At 70.6% G+C, this 24,955-nt stretch carries 22 protein-coding genes, 1 tRNA gene and 1 pseudogene; 11 read left to right on the top strand and 13 right to left on the bottom strand.

The features are described 5' to 3' along the window. Positions 1 to 121: 121 nt before the first annotated feature. Positions 122 to 319: pseudogene (locus tag ABDW21_RS08450) on the top strand (hypothetical protein); the annotation flags it as partial. 52 nt (positions 320 to 371) lie between these two features. On the opposite strand, the gene ABDW21_RS08445 reads toward ABDW21_RS08450, so the two are convergent. The 5 genes from ABDW21_RS08445 to ABDW21_RS08425 all read right to left on the bottom strand — a co-directional run bounded on the left by ABDW21_RS08445 (position 372) and on the right by ABDW21_RS08425 (position 4,779). Then, positions 372 to 444 (bottom strand) — tRNA-Ala (locus tag ABDW21_RS08445). Between the two features lie 45 nt (positions 445 to 489). Then, positions 490 to 1,629, bottom strand: a complete 1,140-nt coding sequence (gene glpR / locus ABDW21_RS08440; RefSeq protein ID WP_343710308.1) for a gephyrin-like molybdotransferase receptor GlpR — start codon at positions 1,627 to 1,629, stop codon at positions 490 to 492. 200 nt (positions 1,630 to 1,829) lie between these two features. Beyond that, positions 1,830 to 2,483, bottom strand: a complete 654-nt coding sequence (locus ABDW21_RS08435; protein ID WP_343601175.1) for a GNAT family protein — start codon at positions 2,481 to 2,483, stop codon at positions 1,830 to 1,832. A gap of 21 nt (positions 2,484 to 2,504) precedes the next feature. Further along, positions 2,505 to 3,773 (bottom strand): gephyrin-like molybdotransferase Glp, encoded by a 1,269-nt coding sequence (gene glp / locus ABDW21_RS08430; RefSeq protein WP_343601174.1) that lies wholly within the window; start codon positions 3,771 to 3,773, stop codon positions 2,505 to 2,507. 88 nt (positions 3,774 to 3,861) lie between these two features. Continuing rightward, positions 3,862 to 4,779, bottom strand: coding sequence for a UTP--glucose-1-phosphate uridylyltransferase (locus tag ABDW21_RS08425; protein WP_343601173.1), 918 nt, complete (start codon positions 4,777 to 4,779; stop codon positions 3,862 to 3,864). 61 nt (positions 4,780 to 4,840) lie between these two features. Between ABDW21_RS08425 and ABDW21_RS08420 the strand changes: the two genes are divergently transcribed. The 3 genes from ABDW21_RS08420 to ABDW21_RS08410 all read left to right on the top strand — a co-directional run bounded on the left by ABDW21_RS08420 (position 4,841) and on the right by ABDW21_RS08410 (position 6,809). After that, complete coding sequence (locus tag ABDW21_RS08420) at positions 4,841 to 5,449, top strand: 5-formyltetrahydrofolate cyclo-ligase (RefSeq protein ID WP_343710307.1); 609 nt, start codon at positions 4,841 to 4,843, stop codon at positions 5,447 to 5,449. Positions 5,450 to 5,530: 81 nt separating this feature from the next. Further along, positions 5,531 to 5,854, top strand: coding sequence for an FmdB family zinc ribbon protein (locus ABDW21_RS08415; RefSeq protein ID WP_343601171.1), 324 nt, complete (start codon positions 5,531 to 5,533; stop codon positions 5,852 to 5,854). Between the two features lie 301 nt (positions 5,855 to 6,155). Beyond that, positions 6,156 to 6,809, top strand: coding sequence for an SAF domain-containing protein (locus ABDW21_RS08410; RefSeq protein ID WP_343601170.1), 654 nt, complete (start codon positions 6,156 to 6,158; stop codon positions 6,807 to 6,809). A gap of 60 nt (positions 6,810 to 6,869) precedes the next feature. Here ABDW21_RS08410 and ABDW21_RS08405 read toward each other — a convergent pair whose 3' ends face one another. The 6 genes from ABDW21_RS08405 to rpmF form a co-directional block, all read right to left on the bottom strand. Next, positions 6,870 to 7,292, bottom strand: coding sequence for an MscL family protein (locus tag ABDW21_RS08405; protein WP_343601169.1), 423 nt, complete (start codon positions 7,290 to 7,292; stop codon positions 6,870 to 6,872). A gap of 258 nt (positions 7,293 to 7,550) precedes the next feature. Continuing rightward, entirely contained in the window at positions 7,551 to 8,051 is a 501-nt protein-coding gene (locus ABDW21_RS08400) for a MogA/MoaB family molybdenum cofactor biosynthesis protein (RefSeq protein ID WP_343601168.1), read from the bottom strand. Positions 8,052 to 8,098: 47 nt separating this feature from the next. Next, on the bottom strand, positions 8,099 to 9,457 hold the full coding sequence (locus ABDW21_RS08395; RefSeq protein ID WP_343601167.1) for a trypsin-like peptidase domain-containing protein: 1,359 nt from the start codon (positions 9,455 to 9,457) through the stop codon (positions 8,099 to 8,101). A gap of 40 nt (positions 9,458 to 9,497) precedes the next feature. Further along, the gene (locus ABDW21_RS08390) at positions 9,498 to 11,006 is read right to left on the bottom strand and encodes a HAMP domain-containing sensor histidine kinase (protein WP_343601166.1); all 1,509 of its coding nucleotides are present in this window, start codon (positions 11,004 to 11,006) and stop codon (positions 9,498 to 9,500) included. Then, positions 11,006 to 11,692 (bottom strand): response regulator transcription factor, encoded by a 687-nt coding sequence (locus tag ABDW21_RS08385; protein WP_343601165.1) that lies wholly within the window; start codon positions 11,690 to 11,692, stop codon positions 11,006 to 11,008. The genes ABDW21_RS08390 and ABDW21_RS08385 overlap by 1 nt, the downstream gene beginning before the upstream one ends. A gap of 54 nt (positions 11,693 to 11,746) precedes the next feature. Continuing rightward, on the bottom strand, positions 11,747 to 11,920 hold the full coding sequence (gene rpmF, locus ABDW21_RS08380; protein ID WP_343601164.1) for a 50S ribosomal protein L32: 174 nt from the start codon (positions 11,918 to 11,920) through the stop codon (positions 11,747 to 11,749). A gap of 223 nt (positions 11,921 to 12,143) precedes the next feature. Here rpmF and ABDW21_RS08375 point away from each other — a divergent pair, with 223 nt between their 5' ends. The 7 genes from ABDW21_RS08375 (at position 12,144) to ABDW21_RS08345 (ending at position 21,252) form a co-directional block, all read left to right on the top strand. Next, positions 12,144 to 13,835, top strand: a complete 1,692-nt coding sequence (locus ABDW21_RS08375) for an acyclic terpene utilization AtuA family protein (protein ID WP_343710306.1) — start codon at positions 12,144 to 12,146, stop codon at positions 13,833 to 13,835. Continuing rightward, positions 13,832 to 14,980 carry an acyl-CoA dehydrogenase family protein gene (locus ABDW21_RS08370; RefSeq protein WP_343601162.1) on the top strand — a complete coding sequence of 383 codons (1,149 nt, stop codon included), beginning with the start codon at positions 13,832 to 13,834 and terminating at the stop codon, positions 14,978 to 14,980. The genes ABDW21_RS08375 and ABDW21_RS08370 overlap by 4 nt, the downstream gene beginning before the upstream one ends. Before the next feature lie 70 nt (positions 14,981 to 15,050). Beyond that, positions 15,051 to 16,646: an acyl-CoA carboxylase subunit beta gene (locus ABDW21_RS08365; RefSeq protein ID WP_343601161.1), complete on the top strand. Its 1,596-nt coding sequence runs from the start codon at positions 15,051 to 15,053 to the stop codon at positions 16,644 to 16,646. An 8-nt stretch (positions 16,647 to 16,654) separates the two neighbouring features. Beyond that, a complete protein-coding gene (locus ABDW21_RS08360) occupies positions 16,655 to 18,640 on the top strand; it encodes a biotin carboxylase N-terminal domain-containing protein (RefSeq protein WP_343710305.1) in 1,986 nt (661 codons plus the stop codon). Then, complete coding sequence (locus ABDW21_RS08355; protein ID WP_343710304.1) at positions 18,637 to 19,812, top strand: acyl-CoA dehydrogenase; 1,176 nt, start codon at positions 18,637 to 18,639, stop codon at positions 19,810 to 19,812. Before ABDW21_RS08360 ends, ABDW21_RS08355 begins: the two co-directional genes overlap by 4 nt. Beyond that, complete coding sequence (locus ABDW21_RS08350; protein WP_343710303.1) at positions 19,812 to 20,612, top strand: enoyl-CoA hydratase family protein; 801 nt, start codon at positions 19,812 to 19,814, stop codon at positions 20,610 to 20,612. The genes ABDW21_RS08355 and ABDW21_RS08350 overlap by 1 nt, the downstream gene beginning before the upstream one ends. 46 nt (positions 20,613 to 20,658) lie before the next feature. Next, a complete protein-coding gene (locus ABDW21_RS08345) occupies positions 20,659 to 21,252 on the top strand; it encodes a DUF1707 domain-containing protein (protein WP_343601157.1) in 594 nt (197 codons plus the stop codon). A gap of 28 nt (positions 21,253 to 21,280) precedes the next feature. Here the strand turns inward: ABDW21_RS08345 and ABDW21_RS08340 are convergent, their stop codons facing one another. Further along, positions 21,281 to 23,275, bottom strand: coding sequence for a VWA domain-containing protein (locus ABDW21_RS08340; RefSeq protein ID WP_343710302.1), 1,995 nt, complete (start codon positions 23,273 to 23,275; stop codon positions 21,281 to 21,283). Beyond that, positions 23,268 to 24,662, bottom strand: coding sequence for a sigma 54-interacting transcriptional regulator (locus tag ABDW21_RS08335; RefSeq protein ID WP_343710301.1), 1,395 nt, complete (start codon positions 24,660 to 24,662; stop codon positions 23,268 to 23,270). Before ABDW21_RS08335 ends, ABDW21_RS08340 begins: the two co-directional genes overlap by 8 nt. Between the last annotated feature and the right edge of the window lie 293 nt (positions 24,663 to 24,955).

The raw sequence follows: 24,955 nt of genomic DNA, 5'->3' as shown, positions 1-24,955 counted from the left end.
GCGCCGGATCTACCTGAGATGCTACCAAGTAAGCACCTTAGAACACACCCTTAAGCTACACCTAATAGCTCACCAGGCCCGGCCAACGGTCAAGTCCCTGGGAGTGGTGTATCACCTGATCGTGTCAGCCGGTGCGAACGTCAAGGCAGTCCGGCGGATGCTCGGGCATGCCGAGGCGAGCATGACTTTGGACATGTACGCGGACCTGTTCGGCACCGACCTCGACGAGGTGGCGGGCGCACTGGACGCCGCGATCACCTCCGCTCAAGCACCCTGGCCCGAATATGCTGCGGCATCCTTGCGGCAGGTCGACCTCTAGCCTAGCTGTTCAGCTAACCGATAAACCGCCAGTGAACCTTTGTTTCTTTGCGTGGAGCTAAGGGGATTCGAACCCCTGACCTACTCGATGCGAACGAGTCGCGCTACCAACTGCGCCATAGCCCCTGGCCGCTAGCAGGCTACCAGCCACGCGCCGCACCGGCGGTACCGCTACTGGCCCACGGCCCGCGGCAGGTCCCTGTGCCAGCCGTAGTCGCGCGAGGACGGGCCCGCGAACGGTGCCCCGGACCGCGCCTCAGACCGCGCCTCAGACCGGGCCCCAAACCGGGCCTCAAACCGGGCGTAGTCGAGATGCTCGAAGATCGGGTCCTCGTCGTCGATCTCGAGTACGACGGCACCCGGGCGCCGCAGCCGCGCCGGAACCATGTCGAAGTCGCGGTCGCGGGTGTTGTCCACGCCGAGCCGCGCTCGCGCCATCCGATGCATGCGCCGGCGCCGCAGCCGTGCTTCGATCCGGGTCTGACGGCGCAGATACGCCAGATAGAGCACCGTCACCGCGGCCGTGCCCGCGCACACCCACCACGCCGAGCGAGCCAGCACCAGTGCCGCCGCAGCCGACCCCACCAGGGCCAGCGCCATCCCCATCAGCATCCGCTTGCGGAACGTGTATTTGCGGGCGCTGACCGCAGCGGCGGTGTCCGCCTCGTAGCGACGCCGCCTCGCCACCGCCGGGGTTGAGGTCAGTGTGGGTTCCTCGGCGACCGGTATGCCCGAGGTGTCCTCGACGTACTCGTACTCATCATCACCGTCGGCGTCGGCGGCGACGTCGGCGGCGGCGGTTTCGGCTCCGGCATCGGCGGCGGTTTCGACTTCGGCGGTTTCAGCATCGGCCTCGTCGCCGGCCTCGAGTTCGTCCTCGCCCTGGCCCGCGGCCGCGACCACCTTGGCGTCGACAACCTTGGCGTCGACCACCTCGGCGTCGACCACCTCGGCGTCGACCACCTCGGCGTCGACCACCTCGCCGCCGGCGTCCGAACCCGCCTCATCGGCCACCGCCATGACGGTCGGCACGGTCGCCGGCGCCGGATCGTCGATCTCGTCGATCTCGTCGTCGATGTCGTCGTGCCCGGCTGCCTCGGGCCGCCAGTCCGGATCGCTGCGGTGGCCCGCCGCCGGCCCGCCCCGCCGGAGCAGCCGCGTGGCAGCCGCGCTGTTGAGCACGCGGGTGGCCAGCGCCACGTCGCTGGTCCGTCGTACCGCGTCGCGTTTGCTGACCAGCATCGGCACCAACACGAACAGCCACAGCACCACCAGTGAGATCCACAGCAGCGATTGCGGGATGCTTGGCATGGGGACGGGCTCCTTTCCCTGCCAGGCAACGCAGCCGACTCGTAGTGGTTCGCCGGCGTCGGGCCTGGTGCGATGGGGTCAATTACACACCTGTAATTCACCAGTTACAAGCATCAAAGGCCGCAAATGTCACATCGGTAACAGCGCGCCCGGGTTAGGCTGCCAGCCGGATGCCTGCCGCGCCCGGATCGGCGCACCCGTCAGACCCAACCAGCATGGCCGTCGCGCACCAACGTCGACGTCACCGACCCATACAGATCCTCGACCGTCAGCGCCACCAGGACGTGGTCCCGCCAGGCCCCGTCGACCTGCAGGTAGCGCCGCAGCAGCCCCTCCTCGCGGAACCCGACCTTGGCCAGCACTGCCCGGCTGGCCGTATTCTCCGGGCGCACGGTGGCCTCCACCCGATGCAGCATGACCGGGCCAAAGCAGTGGTCCAGCCCCAGCGCCAGCGCGCCCGTCGCCACCCCGCCGCCGGTCGCCGAGCGCGACACCCAGTAGCCGATCCACGCCGAGCGCAACGCGCCGTGCGTGACGTTGCCGATCGTCAACTGCCCGCAGAACTGGCCGTCCAGCTCGATCGCATACGGCAGCATGCGCCCCCGACGGGCTTCCGAACGCAAGCTCGAACACACCGCCGGCCACGACGAAACCGTATGCCGCACACCCCAATCGATGTCAGCGCTGGGCTCCCACGGCTCCAGATGACCACGGTCGGCCAGCCGGGTACGGCTCCACTGCGCACCGTCGCGCAGCCGCACCGGACGCAGCCGCACCACCCCGGCACCAACCCGCAACGGCCCCACCGGCATCGGCCACCCCGGATGCTGGGAAGTGTTGCGCCACAGGTTCACGAGCAGGTGCCGCCGCGTCGCTCAGCCACGCTGGGCCAGGAACGCGACGTCGACGATCTCGCCGGTGCGGATCTGCTCGGCTTCGCGGGGAACCACCACCAGACAGTTCGCCTCGGCCAGCGTCGCCAGCAGGTGCGACGACGCGCCGGGGGCGCCGCCCAGCGCCTGGACCAGGTACTCGCCGGTGTCCTGGTCGCGCATCAACTGACCGCGAAGGTAGCCCTTGCGTCCGGCCACCGACGTGATCGGCGCCAGGGTGCGGGCCTGCACGATCCGGCGCATCGGCTGGCGCTTGCCCAGCGACAGCCGGATCAACGGCCGCACCATCACCTCGAACACCACCAGCGCGCTGACCGGGTTGGCGGGCAACAGGAAAGTCGGGACACCCTCGGGACCCAGCTGCCCGAAACCCTGCACCGACCCCGGGTGCATCGCGACCCGGGTGACTTCCATCTCGCCGAGCTCGGCCAGGGTGGCGCGCACCTGCTCGGCCGCGGCGCCCCCCACCGCCCCGGCGATCACGACGATCTCGGCACGGCCGAGCTGGCCCTCGACGACTTCGCGAAGCCTGCCGGGGTCGTTGCCGACGATGCCGACGCGGCTCACGTCCGCGCCGGCGTCACGGCCGGCCGCGGCCAGAGCATAGGAGTTGACGTCGTAGACCTGTCCGGGGCCGGGTGTGCGCGAGACGTCGACCAGCTCGCCGCCGACCGCCATCACCGACAGCCGCGGCCGCGGGTGCACCAGCACCCGTTCGCGGCCGACCGCCGCCAACAGCCCGACCTGGGCCGCGCCGATGACCGTGCCGGCGCGCACCGCGACGTCACCGGGCTGCACGTCGTCGCCGGTGCGCCGCACGTAGGCGCCCGACCGCACGCCGCGCAGCACCCGCACCCGCGACTGTCCGCCGTCGGTCCAGCGCAACGGCAGCACCGCATCGGCCAGCGTCGGCAGCGGAGCGCCGGTCTGCACCCGGGCCGCCTGCCGCGGCTGCAGCCGGCTGGGTGTGCGCGCCCCGGCCTCGATGGTGCCCATCACCGGCAAGGTCAGGGGGGCAGCGTCGTCGTCCGCGGCGCCCTGGTCGACATCGCTGTCGCCGGCACCGAGCACGTCGACGCTGCGAACCGCGTAGCCGTCGATCGCGGCCTGGTCGAAACCCGGCAGCGGGTGCTCGGTCACCACCTCCTCGGCGCACATCAGCCCCTGGGCCTCCGCGATGGCCACCCGGATGGGCCGCGGTGCCACCGCGGCGGCGTTCACCCGGGCCTGCTGCTCTTCCACCGAACGCACATCGCGCCTTTCTGCCGTCGACGCGGCCAGACCCCGATTGCCCGGGCCTGGCTCGGGCCGCCGCGCGGCTCGCGTCGTGGCCGCGCCGCTATTCGCCGGTCAGGCCCAAGCGCGACACCAGCCACCGCCGCAAGTCCGGGCCGTAGTCGTCGCGGTCCAACGCAAAGTCAACCGCAGCCTTGAGGTAGCCGCCGGGATTTCCCAGGTCGTGTCGAGAACCCCGATGCACGACGACGTGGACCGGTCGCCCGTCGGCGATCAGCACCGCGATGGCGTCGGTGAGCTGCACCTCGCCGCCCGCGCCGGGATCGATGCGGCGCAACGCGTCGAAGATCTCCCGGTCGAGCACATACCGACCGGCCGCCGCGTACAGCGACGGGGCGTCCTGCGGCCGGGGTTTTTCGACCATGCCGTTGACCTTCAGCACGGTGTTGTCCGCCCACTCCCCGGGCGGCAACGGTTCGACGTCGAAGACGCCGTAGGAGCTGATCTCGTCGGGAGCGACTTCGATGGCGCACAGCACCGAGCCGCCGTAGCGGGCCCGCACCGCCGACATCGTCTCCAACACGCCGGTCGGCACCACCAGGTCGTCGGGCAGCAGCACGGCGACCGCATCTTCGTCGGCCGACAGCCGGGACTCCACACAGCCGATGGCGTGCCCGAGACCGAGCGGCTCGGCCTGCACGACGGACTCGACCTTGATCAACTGCGGGGCGCGACGCACCTTGGCCAGCATGGCCTTTTTGCCGCGGGCTTCCAGCGTGCCCTCCAGCACCAGATCCTCGACGAAATGCGCGACGACGCCGTCCTTGCCCTCGGAGGTGACGATCACCAGGCGTTCGGCGCCGGCCTCGGCCGCCTCGGCAGCGACCAGCTCGATGCCCGGCGTGTCGACCACCGGCAGCAGCTCCTTGGGCACCGTTTTGGTGGCAGGCAGAAACCGGGTGCCCAACCCGGCTGCGGGCACGATCGCGGTACGCGGAATTCGAACCTGTGGTCGCGACATCGTTCACACCATAACCGCCCGGCAGGGTGCGCCGGCGCAGCGGCACTGCCATGGTGGACGGATGCCGACCACCGGTAAGGCTGCGCTGCGGGAGCGGCTGCTGGCCGCGCGGCGCTCGGTTCCCGACGAGGTGCACGCCGCCGAGGCTCGGGCGTTGAGCAGGCACATCACCGAGTTGGCGGCCGGGTTGGTGGACACCGGCGGCACCGTCTGCGCCTATGTGCCGGTGGGTGCCGAGCCCGGGTCGATCGACATGCTCGAGGTGTTGCGGGGCCGAGCCGCCCGGGTGCTGGTGCCGGTCGCGCGCACCGGCGAAGGCGGCGCGGCGCTGCAGCTGCGGTGGGGCGAGTACCGGCCCGGGCACCTGGTGGCCGGGCCGTTCGGCCTGCTCGAGCCGCCCGAGCCGTGGCTGCCGGCGTCGGCGCTCGCCGATGCCGCCGTCGTGCTGGTGCCCGCCCTGGCTGTCGACTGGTCCGGGGTGCGGCTGGGCCGGGGTGGCGGCTTCTACGACCGCTCGCTGGTGGGCCGGCACCCGCAGGCGCGGCTGGCCGCGGTGATCCGCGACGGCGAACTCGTCGACGTCGTGCCCAGCGAGCCCCACGACGTGCCGATGACCCACGCGGTGACGCCCGCACGCGGGGTGGTCGCGCTGGGCGCCGCCTCGAAATGATGCGGAATGGTGCTGCGCGAATGGCGGTTTTAGCACTTGACACGGTAGAGTGCTAGCGAAATCTGAGCTCCGGAGGTTTCTGTGCCGACTTACAGCTATGCGTGCACCGAGTGCGGCGACCGCTTCGACGTGGTGCAGGCCTTCACCGACGACGCGCTGACCACGTGCGGACAGTGCTCGGGCCGGCTGCGCAAACTGTTCAACGCCGTCGGCGTGGTGTTCAAGGGCAGCGGTTTCTACCGCACTGACAGCCGTGAGCCGGCGAAGAGCAAGTCCAACGGCTCCCCCAAGAGCGATGCGGCGGCGAGCCCGAGCGGGTCGTCCGGCTCCACCGACACGGCGAGCGCGCCGTCGCCGTCGCCGTCGACGGCGGGCTCGACGACGGCGGCCGCCTCCTCGAGCTAGCGGTCTCGCTCGTCAGTTCGACGGGGTGCCGTGCACCGGGGGTCAGGTCACCGAACGTGAAGCCCTTGGGAAAAAATCCGGCCTTGGTTCACGGGGTGGTCGCAACGGCTTCACGTTCGGTGCGGCCGGGCTGAACAGGGTCGACCCACACGCCTCGTTAGTCCCATCTACCCGGCTGTGCTGCAGACCTGGTGACAAGCACAGGATCCCGACGAACGTATGAGCGCGACCACCAGCGGTTATCCACAAGCTGACTCCCGGCCCGGCACGGCCGAGCCGCCGCCCTGCCTAGGTTTGCGGTATGGCGCACTCACTGAACCCGTCGCTGCCGGACCGAATCTCGCAGTGGTTGCGGCCGGACTGGACGCGGACGATGCTGGCCCGCCGTTGCGCGGCCGCCGGGCTGGTGGTGCTGGCCGGTGTGGCGGCGGTGCGCTCCAACCCTTCCGGCGACACTGCGGACGTGGTGGTCGCCGCGCACGATCTGCACCCGGGCACGGCGCTCTCACCCGACGACGTGCGGCTTGAAAAACGTTTGGCCGCAACCATTCCCGACGGATCACGAACTGACGTCCTGGCCGTCGTCGGCTCGACGGTCGCGGGGCCGGCCCGGCGCGGCGAGATTCTCACCGACGTACGGCTACTGGGCCGCCGGCTCGCCGAGTCCGCCGCCGGCCCCGACGCCAGGATCGTGCCCCTGCACCCGTCCGACGGCGCCCTCGTCGACCTGGTGCGGCCGGGCGATGTCGTCGACGTCGTCGCCGCCTCGGACACCGACGCCCAGCCACGCACCCGGGTGGTCGCCACCGATGCCGTCGTCGTGCTGGTCTCGGCCCGGCAAAAACTCCAGGCCGGCGACGACGACCGGGTGCTGCTGGTGGCGCTGCCGGCGGCCGCCGCAACCGCCGTCGCGCAGGCCGGCCTGGGTCACGCCGTCACCCTGACCCTGCACTGATCAGACACTGCGCAGGCCCGTCAGACACTGCGCAGGCCCGTCAGACACTGCGCAGGCCCGTCAGGCCGCCCGCTGCCCGCTGCCGCAGCACTTGCACCTGGTGGCGGCCGCGGGGATGTCGGACAGGCATTCCGAACACGACTTGGTCACCGGCTCGTCCCCGAACACTGTGACGCCGCGGCGGGCCTGAATGTGGCGGTAGGGCACCACGATCGCGAGGTAGACAACCGTCATGAACACGATGAAGTAGACGATCGCCGAGATGAACGACCCGATGTCGACGAACGTCGTCTTGTCGCCCTGCTCGCCGAGCTGCCAGCCCAGGCCCAGGCCCTGGTGGGGCTGCGCCGCCGCGACGAGCGGGTTGATCACCGAGTCGGTGAAGGCCTTCACCAGGGTGGAGAAGGCCAGGGCCACCACCAGTCCGATGGCCACGGTGATGACGTCACCACGCATGAGAAAACTCTTGAAGCCCTTGAACACGCGATACACCTCCGGTCGGCTCGGGTTGCGCGGGCAGTGCGGCGTCGCCCGTAACGACGTTATGTGCCTATGCGCAGACCTGCACGCTTTCCGGGCAATTACCGTTGCCGTCCCGGCGGGCAGGCGTTCACCTGTCGTCTCACCCGTGGTGCGGTGGCACGTTCTCGAGCAACCACTGCTCGCGCTCGTCGGCGTCGCGGTGCCCCTCGGGGTCACCCTCGTCGACGCATTCCTGCGGCCGGGTGCCGTCGGACACCGTCAGATCTCCAGACTCGACAACTGTCCGATGATCTGCGCTGCCAACGGGTTCAGCGTCGCCAGGCCGTCGCGCACCGCCGACCGCGAACCGGCGAGGTTGACCACCAGCGTGCTGCCGGAGATACCCGCCAGGCCACGCGACAACGCGGCGTCGGTGATGCCGGCCAACAGGCCGGACGCGCGCACCGCCTCGGCGATGCCGAGGATTTCGCGGTCGAGAATGTCGCGGGTTGCTTCCGGGGTGACGTCGCGCGGGGTCACTCCCGTGCCGCCGATCGACACCATCAGATCCACCCCGCCAATCACGGCGGTGTTCAGCGCGTTCCGAATCTCCACCTCGTCGGCCGAAACGACGACCACGCCGTCGACGACGAAGCCCGCTTCGGTGAGCAGTTCGGTGACCAGCGGCCCGCTGTGGTCCTCCTCGTCCCCGTGCGCGGTGCGGTCGTCGACGACGACGACGAGCGCCCTGCCCAGTACCAACTCCTCGCGCTCCTGCATGGGCTCAACCGTATATCCGGGCTGCGACCGCAGCGCGGCGAGTCTGGTCACTGTTGCGCCTTGCCCAGCGTGACCCGCACGGTCTTGCTGTCGCCGGAGGGATCCAGATACGTCAGCGTCACCTTGTCGCCCGGTGCCCTGGACCGAACGGCGGCAACCAGCGCGTCGGCGCTGTTGATCGGCCGGTCGTCGACCTTGGTGACCACCACACCGCCGGGCAAGCCGGCGCCGGCCGCCGCCCCGTCCGGCACCACTTCCACGACCTTCGCGCCGGGGACGCTCTTGTCGCTGGTGACCTGCACCCCCAGCGAGGCGTGCGATGCCGTTCCGGTCCTGATCAGCTCGTCGGCGATGCGCTTGGCCTGGTCGATGGGAATCGCGAAGCCGAGGCCGATCGAGCCGCCCTGGCCCTCGGGAGAGTCGCCGCCCAGCGTCGCGATGGCGGAGTTGACGCCGACCAGGTCGCCGTTCATGTTGACCAGCGCGCCGCCCGAGTTGCCCGGGTTGATCGCGGCGTCGGTCTGGATGGCGTCCAGCACGGTGTTCTGGTTACCCGACTCCCCCGTCGTCGACACCGGGCGGTTGAGCGCGCTGACGATCCCGTTGGTCACGGTTCCCTCCAGACCCAGCGGTGACCCGATCGCCACCACGGGCTGGCCGACCCTCAGGTTCGCCGAGGAGCCGAGCGTGATCGGGGACAGCCCGGTCATGTCCTGCACCCGGACAACCGCGATGTCGGTCGTCGGGTCGGTTCCGACCACGCTGAAGGGTGCGGTGCGGCCGTCGGAGAACGTCACGGTGGTTTTCGGCGGCCCACCCGGGGCGCCGTCATGGCCCGCGTCGGCGGCGGCGGCGACGACGTGGTTGTTGGTCAGGATCAGCCCGTCCGAAGTCAGGATGATGCCCGAACCTTCCTCGGACTGACGCCCCAGATTGGTCTCGAGCATGACGACGCTGGGCACCACCTTGGCGGCGACCTGCTCGACGCTGCCGCCCGGCACATTGCCGGCCGGCATGCTGGGCGCCGCGCCGCCCGCTGTGGCGCCGACGCTGGCGCCGATCGGCTGACCGGCGTGCTCGACCACCGAGGCCACCGCGCCGCCGATGCCGGCCGAGACCACCGCGATCGCCAGCGCGCCGGCGGCCAACAGGCCGCCGCGGGAACGCTTTTCGCCCACCCGGCGGGGCATCGGACCGGCGGGAGGCGCGGGCTGGCGGCCGGCGAAGGGGTCGAACGGCTGGGCGTAGCCGGGCTGTTGCGCATAGCGCCAGTCGTACTGCGAATACGTCTGCTGCTGCCCCGGGACGACCCCCGGGGCGGCATAGCCCGGGTCGGCGGGCACGCCGGAGCCGGGACGGTACCCCGGTTGCTGCGGCGGCGGCGAATATCTCGGGTGATTCGTCATGTCGCTCTTTCTGTGTGGATGCGCGGACCCGACGGCCCGACTACCTTGCCTGTGTGCTTGCGTGCGTGGACTGCGGTTCCACTGGGTCAACGTTGCCCGGGCCGGCAGAGTTTCCGCCGTCCGCGGCGGCCAGGCCCGCCGGCGCCGCGATGGGCCGCCCGGGCAACAGCACGTGGATCGACGCCCCCGGGGGGTGACCTCCCGGCACGGTGTCCTCGATGCGCAGTGCACCGCCGTGGTTGAGCACCACTTGTTTGACGATCGCCAGTCCCAGCCCGGAGCCGGGCATGGCTCGCGCCGACGCCGACCGGTAGAACCGGTCGAACACCAGAGCACGCTCGTGCTGCGGAATGCCCGGTCCGTGGTCGCAGACCACCAGCTCGGCGTGGGACGGGTCGAGCTGGGTCAGCCGGACGCCGACGCGTCCGCCGGACGGGCTCCACTTGGCCGCGTTGTCCATCAGGTTCAGCACTGCCCGCGACAGTGCCGCCGCGTCGCCGTCGACCTGCCAGGCGATCACGTCGACGTCGAAGTCGACGTCGTTGCGGCGCCGGCGCACCCGCTCCAGGCTGCGCTCGACGACCTCGGACAGGTCCACCGGCTCGTCGACCACCGCGCCGGCGTCGTCCCGGGTGAGGTCGATCAGGTCGCCCACCAGCGTGGACAACTCCGCGATCTGCGCGATCACGTCGGCGCGCAGGTCGGCCATCTCCTGCTCCGGCAGCGGCGGCGCCCCGGGTTGCATCGCGGCCATCAGGAGCTCGACGTTGGTGCGCAGCGAGGTGAGCGGGGTGCGCAGTTCGTGGCCGGCGTCGGTGACCAGGCGTGCCTGCCGTTCCCGGGACTCGGCCAGCGCCTGCAGCATCAGATTGAATGCCTCGGTGAGCCTGGACAGTTCGTCGCTGCCGTACACCGGGATGGGCCGCAGGTCGTCGGTGCGGGCCACCCGCTCGGCCGCTCCGGTGAGCCGTGCCACCGGCCGCAGTCCGGCCCGGGTGACCATCCCGCCCGCCACCGCGGCGACGGCGACACCGACGCCGCCGACGATCAGCAGCACCCACCGCAGTCTCATCATGACCGCGTCGGTCGGGGCCAGGCTCTTGGAGATCAGCAGCGAGCTGCCGTTGCGCAGGTGAACGGCCAGCACCCGCTGATTGGCTACGGTGCGCCGCGACATGAACAACTCGCCGCGGATGACGGCCCGCTCCGGCGCCCCCACCGGCAGCCGCTGCCCCGGCTGGTTGGCGGTGTAGATCGCACGGCCCGGATTCACCAGCATCGCGTTGACGTCGGAATACGCCGTGCCCTCGATGGCTTTCGCGGGGTCGGCGGCCAGCGAACCGCTGGTGATGAGCAGCTCCGCCCGGCTCTGCAGCTGGGTGTCGATGTCCTTGTACAGCGCCGCGGAGATCACCGCGTACACGATCGCCGCCATCACCACGATCGCCATGGCCACCATGGACATCGCCAGCAGCATCACCCGGCCCCGCAACGACAACGAGGTGCTCGCTCGCAGCGGAGCCCGGTGCCGCCGACGAAGCCAGGACATCAGGGAGGTGTTTCGCGTAGCACGTAACCCACCCCGCGAACGGTGTGGATCAGCCGCGGCTCTCCCTCGGCTTCGGTCTTGCGACGCAGATACCCGACGTACACCTCCAGCGCGTTGCCGGAAGTGGGGAAGTCCAAACCCCACACCTCTTCGAGGATGCGGCTGCGGGACATTACCCGCCGCGCGTTGGCGATCAGCATCTCCAGCAGCGCGAATTCGGTTCGGGTCAGGCTGATCTGCCGACCGCCGCGGGTGACCTCCCGAGTCAGCGGGTCCAGGGTGAGATCGGCGAACGTCAGCGCGACGGCCTCGCGGGAGTCTTCGGACCTGGTGCGGCGCAACAACGCCCGCAGCCTGGCCAGCAGCTCCTCGAGGGCGAACGGCTTGGGCAGGTAGTCGTCGGCCCCCGCGTCCAGGCCGGCGACCCGTTCGGAGACCGCGTCGCGGGCGGTCAGCACCAGGATCGGCAGGCTGTCGCCGGTGCTGCGCAGATGACGGCACACTTCCAGCCCGTCCAGTCGCGGCATCATGACGTCCAGCACCAGCGCGTCGGGCCGGTCGTTGGTGATCATGTCGAGGGCCTCGACGCCGTCCTGGGCCAGCGTCACCGAATACCCGTTGAACGCCAGCGACCTGCGCAGCGATTCGCGCACTGCGCGATCGTCGTCAACCACAAGAATCCGCACGGCCACCAGTGTCATCCAATCGTCTGAGAACGACCTAAGAGTTGCGCCGACCGGCTATCGGCGGTCGAGATCGATCAGGCCCAGCCGCACCGCCTTCAGCAGCCGGCGGGGCACCTTGTGCCGCTGACCTGCCACCGTCACGCCGACGAGTTCGGGCTTGGCGGCCTTCCACTGCGCACGCCGGCTCCGGGTGTTCGCGCGCGACATTCTGCGCTTGGGCACAGCCATGATGGGGCCTTACTCCTGGTAGGGAAGCGCGGCGCCGCGCAGATCGGCGGCATCGCGTGCGTTGAAGAATAATAGCTGACCTCGGGTCGGCCCAAATCGAATCGCTGGGAACGGCACCCGCGTCGGCGAGGCATCCTTGACGTGACACCTGCGGTACCCGCTAACCTACCGGTTGGTTGGTAGATCGGCGGAACCCTCACCCCGGGAGGAGGACACGCGCGCGATGCCTGCGGTCCGGATCGGCAACTGCTCGGGGTTCTACGGCGACCGGCTCTCCGCGATGCGCGAGATGCTCACCGGCGGGGAGCTGGACTACCTCACCGGCGACTACCTGGCCGAACTGACCATGCTCATCCTGGGCCGCGACCGCGCCCGCAACCCCGACCGCGGCTACGCCAGGACCTTCCTCACCCAGCTCGAGGAGTGCCTGGGGCTCGCGCATGACCGCGGCGTGCGCATCGTCGCCAACGCGGGCGGCCTCAACCCGGCCGGTCTGGCCGACGCGGTGCGGGCGCTGGCCGAGCGGCTGGGCATCCCGGTGCGGGTGGCGCACGTCGAAGGCGACGACCTGCTGTCGCGGGCCGGGCAGCTGGGCCTGGGCGCCCCGCTGACCGCCAACGCCTACCTGGGCGCCTGGGGCATCGTCGACTGCCTGGACAGCGGCGCCGACGTCGTCGTCACCGGCCGGGTCACCGACGCCTCGGTGATCGTCGGCCCGGCGGCGGCGCACTTCGGCTGGGACCGCACCGACTACGACCGGCTCGCCGGTGCGGTGGTCGCCGGCCACGTCATCGAGTGCGGGGTGCAGGCCACCGGCGGCAACTACGCGTTCTTCACCGACGTCGAGGATCTGACCCATGCCGGCTTCCCGCTGGCCGAGATCGCCGTGGACGGCTCGTCGGTGATCACCAAACACCCCGGGACCGGGGGCGCGGTCAGCGTCGACACCGTGACCGCGCAGCTGCTCTACGAGGTCGGCGGCGCCCGCTACGCCAACCCCGACGTCACCGCCCGGATGGACAGCATCGAGCTGGCCGCGGACGGGCCGGACCGGGTGCGGCTCACCGGCGTGGCCGGCGAGCCGCCGCCGCCCACCTACAAGGTGTCGCTGAACAGCATCGGCGGCTTCCGCAACTCGATGACGTTCGTGCTGACCGGCCTGGACATCGACGCCAAGGCCGAGCTGGTGCGACGGCAGCTGGAAACCGGCCTGACCGTCAAACCGGCCGAGCTGCAGTGGACCCTGGCGCGCACCGACCACGCCGACGCCGACACCGAGGAAGCCGCCAGCGCGCTGCTGCGCTGCGTGGTCCGCGACCCCGACCCCGCCACCGTGGGACGACAGTTCTCCTCGGCGGCGGTGGAGCTGGCGCTGGCCAGCTACCCCGGCTTTCACGTGACAACCCCGCCCGGCGAGGGTCAGGTCTACGGCGTGTTCACCGCCGGCTACGTCGACGCGGCCGCGGTGCCCCACGCCGCGGTGCACGCCGACGGCACCCGCGTCGCGATCCCGTGCTCCGCCGACACCCGGGAGCTGGCGCCCGCCGACCCGCCGCCGTTGCCGCCGCCGCTGCCGCCGGGGCCCACCCGGCGGGTGCCGCTGGGCCTGGTGGCCGGCGCCCGCAGCGGCGACAAGGGCGGCTCGGCCAACGTCGGGGTGTGGGTGCGCAGCGACGAGGCGTGGCGCTGGCTGGCCCACACGCTGACCGTCGAGCTGCTCGGGGAGCTGCTGCCGGAGACCGCGGATCTGCCGGTCACCCGGCATCTGCTGCCCAACCTGCGGGCGGTCAACGTCGTCATCGACGGCATCCTCGGCCAGGGGGTGGCCTACCAGGCCCGGTTCGACCCGCAGGCCAAGGGGCTGGGCGAATGGCTGCGCAGCCGCCACGTCGACGTCCCGGAGAGCGTGCTGTGAGCATCTGGACCACACCCGAACGCGACCAGCTGCGCAAAACGGTGCGCTCGTTCGCCGAGCGGGAGATCCTCCCCCACGTCGACGAGTGGGAGCGGGCCGGCGAGCTGCCGCGCGAGCTGCACCGGCGTGCCGGGGCGGCCGGGCTGCTGGGCGCGGGCCTGCCCGAATCGGTCGGCGGGGGTGGCGGTGACGGCGCCGACGCGGTGATCATCTGCGAGGAGCTGCACGAGGCCGGCACGCCGGGCGGGGTGTTCGCGTCGCTGTTCACCTGCGGCATCGCGGTGCCGCACATGGTGGCCTCCGGAGACGATCGGCTCATCGAGCGGTTCGTCCGTCCGACGCTGGCCGGGGAGATGATCGGCGCGCTGGCCATCACCGAGCCCGGCGGCGGCTCCGACGTCGGGCACCTGCGCACCACCGCGGTTCGGGACGGCGACCACTACGTCGTCAACGGCGCCAAGACCTACATCACCTCCGGGGTGCGCGCCGACTATGTCGTCACCGCGGTGCGCACCGGCGGTCCCGGCGCGGAAGGCGTCTCGCTGCTGGTCATTGAACGTGGTACGCCCGGGTTTGAGGTGACCCGCAAGCTGGACAAGATGGGCTGGCGCTCCTCGGACACCGCGGAGCTGTCGTTCACCGACGCAGCCGTGCCGGCGGCCAACCTGGTCGGCGTCGAGAACACCGGTTTCGCACAGATCGCGCAGGCATTCGTCTCCGAACGTATCGGCCTTGCCGCACAGGCATATTCGAGTGCACAGCGGTGTCTGGACATCACCGCCGCATGGTGCCGGGACCGCCAGACGTTCGGCCGTCCGTTGATCTCCCGGCAGGCCGTGCAGAACACGCTGGCCGAGATGGCCCGCCGCACCGACGTCGCCCGGGTGTACGCCCGCCACGTCGTGGAGCGTCAACTGGCCGGCGAGACCAACCTGATCGCACAGGTGTGCTTCGCCAAGAACACCGCGGTGGACGCCGGCGAATGGGTGGCCCACCAGGCCGTCCAGCTGTTCGGCGGGATGGGCTACATGGCCGAATCCGAAGTCGAACGCCAGTACCGCGACATGCGGATCCTGGGCATCGGCGGCGGAACCACCGAGATCCTGACCGCGCTGGCCGCCAAGACGCTCGGGTACCAATCGTGATCACTCCGCCTCCTCGCCCCTTGGCCGCCGCGCCGCTGGGGGTGCCCCCACTGCATCGACGGCGGCGGCTGTGACCGCGCTGGCCTCCACCCTCGACCCGAACTCCGCGGGCTACGCCGACGCGGCTGCGGCGCTGACCGCCAAGCTCGCCGAGCTCGACGCCGAACTGGCCAAGGCGCTGGCCGGTGGCGGCCCGACATACGTCGAGCGCCATCACGCCCGCGGCAAGCTGACCCCCCGCGAGCGTATCGAGCTGCTCGTCGACCCGGACTCCCCTTTCCTGGAGCTGTGCCCGCTGGCCGCCTGGGGCAGCGAGTTCCAGGTCGGGGCCAGCGTCGTCACCGGCATCGGCATGGTCAGCGGGGTGGAGTGCGTGATCGTCGCCAACGACCCCACGGTGAAAGGCGGCACCAGCAACCCGTGGACGCTGCGGAAGATATTGCGGGCCAATCAGATAGCGTTCGAAAACCGGCTGCCGGTGATCTCGCTGGTGGAGTCCGGCGGGGCGGACCTGCCCACCCAGAAGGAGGTCTTCATCCCCGGCGGGCAGATGTTCCGCGACCTCACCCGCCTCTCGGCGGCCGGAATACCGACCATCGCTTTGGTTTTCGGCAACTCTACTGCGGGCGGCGCCTATGTCCCCGGGATGAGCGATCACGTGGTGATGATCAAGGAACGTTCCAAGGTATTCCTGGCCGGGCCGCCGCTGGTGAAGATGGCAACCGGCGAGGAGTCCGACGACGAGTCCCTCGGCGGCGCCGAAATGCATGCCCGCGTCTCGGGTTTGGCCGACTACTTCGCCGTCGACGAGCTCGACGCGCTGCGGATCGGGCGTCGCATCGTGGCGCGGCTGAACTGGGTCAAGAAGGGGCCGGCACCGGGACCGGTGAGCGAGCCGCTGTTCGACGCCGGGGAGCTGATCGGCATCGTGCCGCCGGACCTGCGCACCCCGTTCGATCCGCGCGAGGTGGTCGCCCGCATCGTCGACGGCTCGGAGTTCGACGAGTTCAAGGCGCTCTACGGCTCGTCGCTGGTGACTGGATGGGCCAGCCTGCACGGCTACCCACTGGGCATCCTGGCGAACGCGCGCGGGGTGCTGTTCAGTGCGGAATCCCAGAAGGCCACCCAGTTCATCCAGCTGGCGAACCGCTCGAACACGCCACTGTTGTTCGTGCACAACACGACCGGCTACATGGTCGGCAAGGACTACGAGGAAGGCGGGATGATCAAACACGGCTCGATGATGATCAACGCCGTCTCCAATTCCGCCGTTCCGCACATTTCTCTGCTGATCGGAGCGTCCTACGGCGCCGGGCACTACGGCATGTGCGGGCGCGCCTACGACCCGCGGTTCCTGTTCGCCTGGCCGTCCGCGAAGGCCGCGGTGATGGGCGGCGCGCAGCTGGCCGGGGTGATCTCCATCGTCAGCCGTGCGGCCGCGGCCGCCCGCGGCCAGGATTTTGACGCCGCGGCTGATGCGTCTATGCGGGCGGCCATCGAGGCGCAGATCGAAGCCGAGTCGCTGCCGATGTTCCTGTCCGGCCGGCTCTACGACGACGGCGTGATCGACCCGCGTGACACCCGCACCGTGCTGGGAATGTGCTTGTCCGCCATCGCCAACGCACCGATCGAGGGGACGTCGAACTTCGGCGTCTTCCGGATGTGAGGCGCTCGGTGATCACCCGGGTGCTGGTGGCCAACCGCGGCGAGATCGCGCGCCGCGTGTTCGCCACCTGCCGGCGGCTGGGCCTGGGCACTGTCGCGGTCTACACCGATCCCGACGCCGCGGCGCCGCACGTCGCCGAAGCCGACACGCGGGTGCGGCTGCCGCAGCCCACCGACTACCTCAACGCCGAGGCGATCATCGCCGCCGCCCGCGCGGCAGGCGCCGACGCCGTGCATCCGGGATACGGATTCCTCTCGGAGAACGCCGATTTCGCGGCGGCCGTGGCCGGCGCCGGCCTGACCTGGATCGGCCCGCCGGTCGCGGCGGTGCGGGCGATGGGCTCGAAGATCGAGGCCAAGAAGTTGATGGCCGCCGCGGGGGTCCCGGTGCTCGAAGAGCTCGACCCGAACGGGGTCACCGAGGCGCAGCTGCCGGTGCTGGTCAAGGCGTCGGCGGGGGGCGGCGGACGCGGAATGCGGGTGGTGACCGAATTGTCCTCGCTGCCCGGTGAAGTCGCGGCCGCCCAGCGTGAGGCGGCCTCCGCGTTCGGGGATCCGACGGTGTTCTGCGAGCGCTACCTGCCCACCGGGCACCACGTCGAGGTGCAGGTGCTCGCCGACAGCCACGGCACCGTGTGGGCGGTCGGCGAGCGGGAGTGCTCGATTCAGCGGCGGCACCAGAAGATCGTCGAAGAGGCGCCCTCACCGCTGGTGCAGCGCACACCCGGCATGCGGGCCAAGCTGTTCGACGCCGCCCGACTGGCCGCCGGCGCGATCGGCTACACCGGCGCGGGCACGGTGGAATTCCTCGCCGACGACGGCGGCGACTTCTACTTCCTGGAGATGAACACCCGGCTGCAGGTCGAGCACCCCGTCACCGAGGAGACCACCGGACTCGACCTGGTCGAGCTGCAGCTCGCGGTGGCCGACGGCGCCCGCCTGGATGCGGAACCGCCTGCCGCGCAAGGGCATTCAATCGAGGTCCGGCTCTACGCCGAGGATCCGGCGCGGGGCTGGGCGCCGCAGGCCGGACGGGTGCACCACTTCGCCGTGCCGGCGGTGCGGGCCGAATTCGACACGTTGGGCGCCCGCGGCGGGATCCGGCTGGACTCCGGGATCTGCGACGGGTCGACCGTTCCCATCCATTACGACCCGATGCTGGCCAAGGTCATCTCCTACGCTCCGACGCGACGACAGTCCGCGCTGATGCTCGCGGACACGTTGGCCCGCAGCCGCATCCACGGGCTGCGCACCAACCGCGACCTGCTGGTCAACGTGCTGCGCCATCCGGCGTTTCTCGACGGCGCCACCGACACCGCGTTCGTCGAGACCCACGGCCTGGCCGAGCTGGCGGCTCCGCCGGCCGACCCTGCCGGTGTGCGGCTCTCGGCGATCGCCGCCGCCCTGGCCGACGCCGCGCACAACCGGGCTGTGGCCCCCGTGCTGGGCTCGATTCCCAGCGGCTGGCGCAACTTGCCGTCGGGCTACCAGGTCAAGGTTTATCTCGACGACGACGGCGCCGAGCATCGCATCGAATACCGCTTCGCCAGAACCGGTGTGACCATCGCCGGGCATGAGGCGGTGCGGCTGGTCTCGTGCTGCCCGCAGCAGGTCGTGCTGGCCGACGGCGACGGCGTCGCGCGAAGCTTCGCCGTCGCGCGATACGGTGACCGTTCCCCGGACGTCTACGTCGATTCGCCGCACGGGCCGGTGCACCTGGTCGCGGTGCCGCGCTTCGGTGAGCCCGGGTCGGCGGTCGAGCAGGGATCGTTGGTGGCGCCGATGCCCGGCAACGTCATTCGCGTCGCCGCCGCGGTCGGCGACACCGTAACCGCCGGCCAACCGCTGATCTGGCTGGAAGCTATGAAAATGGAGCACACCATCACCGCGCCCACCGACGGCGTGCTCGCCCACCTCAACGTCGGCGCCGGCGACCAGGTCGAGGTCGGCGCCGTGCTGGCCCGCGTCGACGCAGCAGAAGGGGATCACCGATGACCGACACCAGCTTCATCGAGAACGAGGAACGTCAGGCGCTGCGCAAGGCGGTGGCCGCGCTGGTATCCGGCTACGGCCAGGACTACTACCTGGCGAAAGCCCGGGCGCATCAGCACACCGACGAATTGTGGAGTGAGGCAGGCAAACTCGGCTTCATCGGGGTGAACCTGCCCGAGGAGTACGGCGGCGGCGGCGCCGGCATGTACGAGCTGTCGCTGGTGATGGAGGAGATGGCCGCGCACGGTTGCGCGCTGCTGATGATGGTGGTGTCGCCGGCCATCAACGGCACCATCATCGCCAAGTTCGGCACCGACGAGCAGAAGCAGCGCTGGCTGCCCGGGATCGCCGACGGCTCGATCACCATGGCGTTCGCGATCACCGAGCCCGACGCCGGGTCCAACTCGCACCGGATCACCACCACCGCGCGCCGCGACGGCAGCGACTGGATCCTCACCGGGCAGAAGGTGTACATCTCCGGGGTCGACCAGGCGCAGGCGGTGCTGGTGGTGGGCCGCACCTACAAAGACACCGGAGCCGAGTCCGGGTCGCTGCGTCCGGCGCTGTTCGTCGTCCCCACCGACGCGCCGGGTTTCACCTTCACCCCGATCGAGATGGAGCTGGTCAGCCCGGAACGCCAGTTCCAGGTGTTCATCGACGACGTCCGGCTGCCCGCCGACGCGCTGGTGGGCAGCGAGGACGCCGCGATCGCGCAACTGTTCGCCGGGCTGAACCCGGAACGCATCATGGGCGCGGCCAGCGCGGTGGGCATGGGCCGCTTCGCGATCACCAAGGCCACCGACTACGTCAAGACCCGCCAGGTGTGGGGTACCCCGATCGGAGCCCACCAGGGCCTGGCACATCCGTTGGCGCAGAACCACATCGAGGTCGAGCTGGCCAAGCTGATGACGCAGAAGGCGGCGACACTCTACGACAACGGCGACGACGCGGGCGCCGCCGAAGCGGCCAACATGGCCAAATACGCCGCCGGCGAGGCGTCGGCACGCGCGGTCGACCAGGCCGTGCAGTGCCTGGGCGGCAACGGGCTGACCCAGGAGTACGGCATCGCCGCCGCACTCGTCGCCTCCCGGCTGTCGCGGATTGCCCCGGTGAGCCGGGAGATGGTGCTCAACTTCGTCGCGCAGACGTCGCTGGGCCTGCCCCGGTCGTACTGATGGCCAGGCTGGTCGAGTACGCAGGGCCGACGGGCACCGGGCAGCCTTATGCGCGGCTGACGCTGAACTCGCCGGCCAACCGCAACGCGCTGTCAGCCGAGCTGGTCGGCCAACTGCACCAGGGTCTGCGCGACGCCGCCGCCGACGCGCAGGTGCGGGCGGTGGTGCTCGGCCACACCGGCACCACGTTTTGTGCGGGGGCCGACCTCGGCGAGGCCAGCGGGGGCGACCCGATCGAGGCGGCCGCCGGCCGGGCCCGCGACCTGGCGGCGCTGCTGCGCGCCATCGTCGCCGCCCCACTGCCGGTGATCGCCGCCGTCGACGGCCACGTCCGGGCCGGCGGCATGGGCCTGGTCGGCGCCTGCGACATCGCGGTCGCCGGCCCGCGCAGCACCTTCGCGCTGACCGAGGCGCGGATCGGTGTCGCCCCGGCGATCATCTCGCTGACCCTGCTGCCGAAACTGTCCGCCCGGGCGGCAGCCCGCTACTACCTGACCGGCGAGACGTTCGGCGCCGCCGAAGCCGCGGCGATCGGGCTGATCACGCAGGCCGTCGACGACGTCGACGCGGCGGTGGCGGGGCTGGTCGCCGACATCGGGCGCGGCTCCCCGCAGGGGCTGGCCGCATCCAAGGCCCTGACCACCGCCGCCGTGCTGGCGGGCTTCGACCGCGACGCCGAACGGCTCAGCATGGACTCGGCGAGGCTGTTCGTCTCCGACGAGGCCCGCGAAGGCATGCTGGCGTTCCTGCAGAAACGTCCGCCGAGCTGGGCCGGGCCGTCAGCCGGCGACGCGGTTTAGCCAACTCGCCTTGCGGTGACGCCTGGTCGTCGTAGGCTCGTCGGTGATGAGCGAGTCAGCGCGGCGGGACGAAAGGGCGCAGAGTTCGCGCGCCGGGGACACCGACCGCATCCAGCTGGCACAGCTCCTCCGGGAAGCCGTGACGCAGGGACACCTGCCGATGAGCGAGTACGAAACCCGGCTGCCCAAGGCCTACGCTGCACGGACCTACGACGAGTTGGATCGTCTGCGGGCTGACCTGCTGGGCTCGTCGATGAGCCCGCTGCGCGGCCGAGCCTGCGAGCCGGCGCCCTCCACCCTGCTGCTGGCCGTCATGAGCGCGTTCGAACGGCGCGGCCGGTGGAACGTGCCCAAGAAGCTGAGCACGCTCGCGCTGTGGGGCGGCGGGGTGATCGATTTGCGCTACGCCGACTTCACCTCCACCGAAGTGGTGATCCACGCCTGGTCGATCATGGGCGGGCAGACGATTCTGCTGCCCCCGGAAGTCAACGTCGAAATCAACGGACGCGGGGTGATGGGCGTCTTCGACCAGCAGGTCGGCGGCGAGGGAACCCCCGGTGCGCCGACGGTGAAGATCCGTGGTTACTCGTTGTGGGGCAGTGTCGGCATCAAGCGCAAGAACCGCAAAGCCCGCGGCTGAGGCTCGCCGAGCACGCTCGCCGGCTGCGTCAGCGCCGGCGTCGGCGCGACCGCAGGTAGTCGCCGACCACCGCCGCGCCCAGCCCGTCCAGATCGGGCACCACGACGCGCCCTTCGACCCGCCGCGCCACCTGGTCGAGAAACCGGGCCAACCCCGGGTCGTCGCCCAGCCGAAAGATCGTCACCTGAGCGCCCAACCGGGCCATGTCGTCGAAACCGCGCACGGTGTGCGCGATGGTGCGCGGGTGCGGCGGGTAGTCAAAGAACACCGCCGAGCCTTCGCCCGCCAGGTCTTCCAGGTGCGCGGTCGGCTCGCCGTCGGTGACCACCAGCACCACCGGTTGTGCAGCCGGGTGCCGGCGCAGATGCCGGCCGGCCAGCGCCAGCGCGTGATGCAGGTTGGTGCCCTGCTCGTAGACGCCCTCCAGACCCGCCAGCTCGGCGGCGGTCATCGTCCGCGCGTAGCGGCCGAACGCGATGATCTGCAACGCATCCGAACGGAACCGGGTACTCACCAGGTGGTTCAGCGCCAGTGCGGTGCGCTTCATCGGCAGCCAGCGGTTCTCCATCACCATCGAAAACGAGGTGTCCACCAACAGCGCGACCGCGGCCTGGGTGCGGGTTTCGGTCTCGGACACCTCGACGTCATCGACGCTGATCGTGATCGGGCCCGCTGCGCCTTCGGGCGGAGCGGTTCCCGCTTGGCGCAGCACCGCATTGGTCAACGTCCGGGTGACGTTCCACGGCTCGGTGTCCCCGAACTGCCACGGCCGCGTGGCTCCGGTCAGTTCGCCGGCCGCGCCGGCACGCCGGTGATCCCGCTCCCCGTGACGCCCCGAAAGGTGTTCTGCCACATCCCGTAACGCCGTCTCGCCGAGCCGGCGCATCGCTTTGGGCGAGAGCCGCCACTGGCCGTCGGAACCGCGATCCAAGAAGCCCTGGTGCAGCAGCGCTCGCTCCAGCTCGGCCAGTGTCCGGGCGTCGACGGCGGCCTGATCGCCGAGCTGGCGGGCCAGCGCGTCCAGGTCGACGTCGTCCATCGTCGCGCCCGGGTAGCTCTGCGAAAGCTGCTCGGCCAGCTGCTCCAACTCGGCGATGTCGGCCAGTGCCTGCGCGCCCTCGCCCATGCCCAACGGGTTGTCGCCGGAGAATTCCGCGCTGCCGTGCCAGTCCTCACCGGGCCGTGCCGCCTGCAGGTGGGCGTCCAGGCGACCCAACGCTTGCATCAGCGCCGGTGATCCGAATGCCTGCTGCGCCAACGCATCCAGCTCGGCCTGTTGCTCGGGGCTGAGGCTGTTGCGGAAGCGCTGCGCGGCGGCGGCGCGCTTGGCCAGCGAATCGAGCAGCTCCTCGACGTTGCGCGGGTTCTCCGGGAAGAACTGGCCGTGCTTGGCCATGAACTCGTCGAAGTCACTCTGGGAGTCCTGCCCTTTCGCGTGCTTGTCCAGCAGGTCGTTGAGGTCGTCGAGCATCTCGGTGACGCGGCGGCGGTCCTCGTCGGTGGCGCCCTGAAGAGCCTGCTTCATGCCGGCAAAACGTTGGTCGAGCATCTCGCGGCCGAGCAGATCCTTGATCTGCTCATAGGATTCACGGGCCTCGGCGCTGCGCCAGGAGTAGTCGGACAACTCCTGGACGGCCTTGGCCGGCGACGGCGACAGCGCATCCAGCTGCAACTCCGAGAACCGGGCGTCGTCGTCCAACGCGCGGGCCAGCGCCTTGCGCTCAGCCAGGACCGCGTTGTCGAGCAGCTTTTTGACCTCCTGGAGAGTGCCGTCTAAGTTGTTGCGGCGCAACAGCTCCCGCCGCCGACGGTTGGCCTCTGCGGCCAACTTGTCGGCCCCCGGCATGGTTCTGGTGCCGCGGCGCAGCAACTCCGAGAGCGCCCGCCGCGGCGAGGTGCCCGCCATCACGTCCTGCCCGATCTGCTCGAGGGCCTCGCGCAGGTCCACCGGCGGAGCCAGCGGGTCCGGCCCGCCGGTATACGCCGAGTAGCGCAGCGAGTGTCCCTTAAAAAGTTCAGCCATAGACGGTTTCGCCCTCGCCGGATACCTTGTCGATACGCTTGGCCAGATACAGCGCCTCTAAGGCCAATTCCAGCGCCGCTGCGCGCTCGCCCTCGGACTCCGCGCCCAGCCGCTGCGCGATAGCGTCGATGACGGGCAGATCAGGCAGCGCGGCCAGCACGTCCTTGGCCGACACTCGTTCGCCCGTCGTCACCGCGGAACCGCCCTCCACCGCGGCGACCAACGCGCCGACGTCGATTCCGCCGAGGGCTTTCGACGCGGTGTCGGCGGTGGCGCGGCGCAGCAGGTGCTCGAGCACGGCCTGCTCGCGGCCTTCCTCGCCGGACTCGAACTCCAGCTTGCCGCGCAGCACGTCGATCACCGTGCCCAGGTCCACCACCCGGGCCACCGGATCGGTCTCGCCGAGCAGGGCGCCGCGGTGCCGCGCGGCGGCCGCCACCGTCTCGGCCGCGGCGATCGCGAACCGCGCCGACACCCCGGAGCGCTGATCGACCGACCGCGATTCCCGCAGGTAGCGGGCGAACCGGGCGGCCACCTCGATCAAATGGGCGGGGACCTGGGCGCTCAGATGCGCCTCCTGGCAGATGACGCCGATCTCGGCGTCGATCTCCAACGGGTAGTGGGTGCGGATCTCCGCGCCGAACCGGTCTTTGAGCGGGGTGATGATGCGGCCGCGGTTCGTGTAGTCCTCGGGGTTGGCGCTGGCCACCACCAGCACGTCCAAGGGTAGCCGCAGCGTGTAGCCGCGAACCTGGATGTCGCGCTCCTCCATGACGTTGAGCATCGACACCTGGATGCGCTCGGCCAGGTCGGGCAGCTCGTTGACCGCGACAATGCCGCGATGCGCGCGCGGAATCAGGCCGTAGGCAATGGTTTCCGGATCGCCCAGGCTGCGGCCCTCGGCCACCTTGATCGGATCGACGTCGCCGACCAGATCGGCCACGGACGTGTCGGGGGTCGCCAGCTTCTCGGTGTACCGCTCGCTGCGGTGCCGCCACGCCACCGGCAGCTCGTCGCCGAGCTCGCGCGCCCGCCGGATCGACTCCGGGGTGATCGGCGAATAGGGGTGCTCGGGCAGTTCGGCGCCGGCGATCACCGGCGTCCACTCGTCGAGCAGGCCGACCAGCGCCCGCAGCAGCCGGGTTTTGCCCTGGCCGCGTTCGCCGAGCAGCACGACGTCGTGGCCCGCGATCAGCGCCCGCTCCAGCTGCGGGATCACGGTGTCGTCGAAACCCAGGATGCCCGGCCATATCGCTTCACCGTCTGCGCCTTCGGCAAGGCGTGCCAGCAGGTTTTCCCGGATTTCGGCTTTGACGCCCCGCTCGCGGTGCCCGGCGGCACGCAGCTCGCCGACGGTGCGGGGCAGATGGCTCGGTGCGGTCACCACTCCACGCTACGACGGGCCGCCGATCCGCGTCACCCGGCGTGCTCCTCCAGACCGACACTCAGGCATCCGTTACCTCTCGGTAACGTTAATGATGGATGTGGGGCACGACCGGCCGCATGTGCGCACTTCGGCGCGTCGTCTGGGCAGTCGCGGGTGTGTCGACCGGCTCCGGCACGACGGCGTGCCGGTGCGGGCTCACACCTGGGACAAGACGGCCAACCTGTTCCGGCTCAGCTTCGACGTCGACCCCGACGCGCGCCGTGCGGTCGCGGAGATCGCGGCGTTCGCCGGCC

This window comes from Mycobacterium sp., from assembly GCF_039583805.1.
Taxonomy (GTDB): Bacteria; Actinomycetota; Actinomycetes; order Mycobacteriales; family Mycobacteriaceae; genus Mycobacterium.
The sequence above is the reverse complement of the archived record's forward strand: the minus strand, read 5'-3'. Positions and strand labels throughout refer to the sequence as shown.

What these genes read in the sequence shown, in the direction of transcription:
- rpmF (WP_343601164.1), bottom strand. Translation starts at nt 11,920, where the DNA reads ATGGCTGTGCCCAAGCGCAGAATGTCGCGCGCGAACACCCGGAGCCGG.
- ABDW21_RS08355 (WP_343710304.1), top strand. Translation starts at nt 18,637, where the DNA reads ATGACCGACACCAGCTTCATCGAGAACGAGGAACGTCAGGCGCTGCGC.
- ABDW21_RS08420 (WP_343710307.1), top strand. Translation starts at nt 4,841, where the DNA reads ATGCCGACCACCGGTAAGGCTGCGCTGCGGGAGCGGCTGCTGGCCGCG.
- ABDW21_RS08350 (WP_343710303.1), top strand. Translation starts at nt 19,812, where the DNA reads ATGGCCAGGCTGGTCGAGTACGCAGGGCCGACGGGCACCGGGCAGCCT.
- ABDW21_RS08340 (WP_343710302.1), bottom strand. Translation starts at nt 23,275, where the DNA reads ATGGCTGAACTTTTTAAGGGACACTCGCTGCGCTACTCGGCGTATACC.
- ABDW21_RS08425 (WP_343601173.1), bottom strand. Translation starts at nt 4,779, where the DNA reads ATGTCGCGACCACAGGTTCGAATTCCGCGTACCGCGATCGTGCCCGCA.
- ABDW21_RS08400 (WP_343601168.1), bottom strand. Translation starts at nt 8,051, where the DNA reads ATGCAGGAGCGCGAGGAGTTGGTACTGGGCAGGGCGCTCGTCGTCGTC.
- ABDW21_RS08410 (WP_343601170.1), top strand. Translation starts at nt 6,156, where the DNA reads ATGGCGCACTCACTGAACCCGTCGCTGCCGGACCGAATCTCGCAGTGG.
- glpR (WP_343710308.1), bottom strand. Translation starts at nt 1,629, where the DNA reads ATGCCAAGCATCCCGCAATCGCTGCTGTGGATCTCACTGGTGGTGCTG.
- ABDW21_RS08375 (WP_343710306.1), top strand. Translation starts at nt 12,144, where the DNA reads ATGCCTGCGGTCCGGATCGGCAACTGCTCGGGGTTCTACGGCGACCGG.
- ABDW21_RS08345 (WP_343601157.1), top strand. Translation starts at nt 20,659, where the DNA reads ATGAGCGAGTCAGCGCGGCGGGACGAAAGGGCGCAGAGTTCGCGCGCC.
- ABDW21_RS08390 (WP_343601166.1), bottom strand. Translation starts at nt 11,006, where the DNA reads ATGTCCTGGCTTCGTCGGCGGCACCGGGCTCCGCTGCGAGCGAGCACC.
- ABDW21_RS08395 (WP_343601167.1), bottom strand. Translation starts at nt 9,457, where the DNA reads ATGACGAATCACCCGAGATATTCGCCGCCGCCGCAGCAACCGGGGTAC.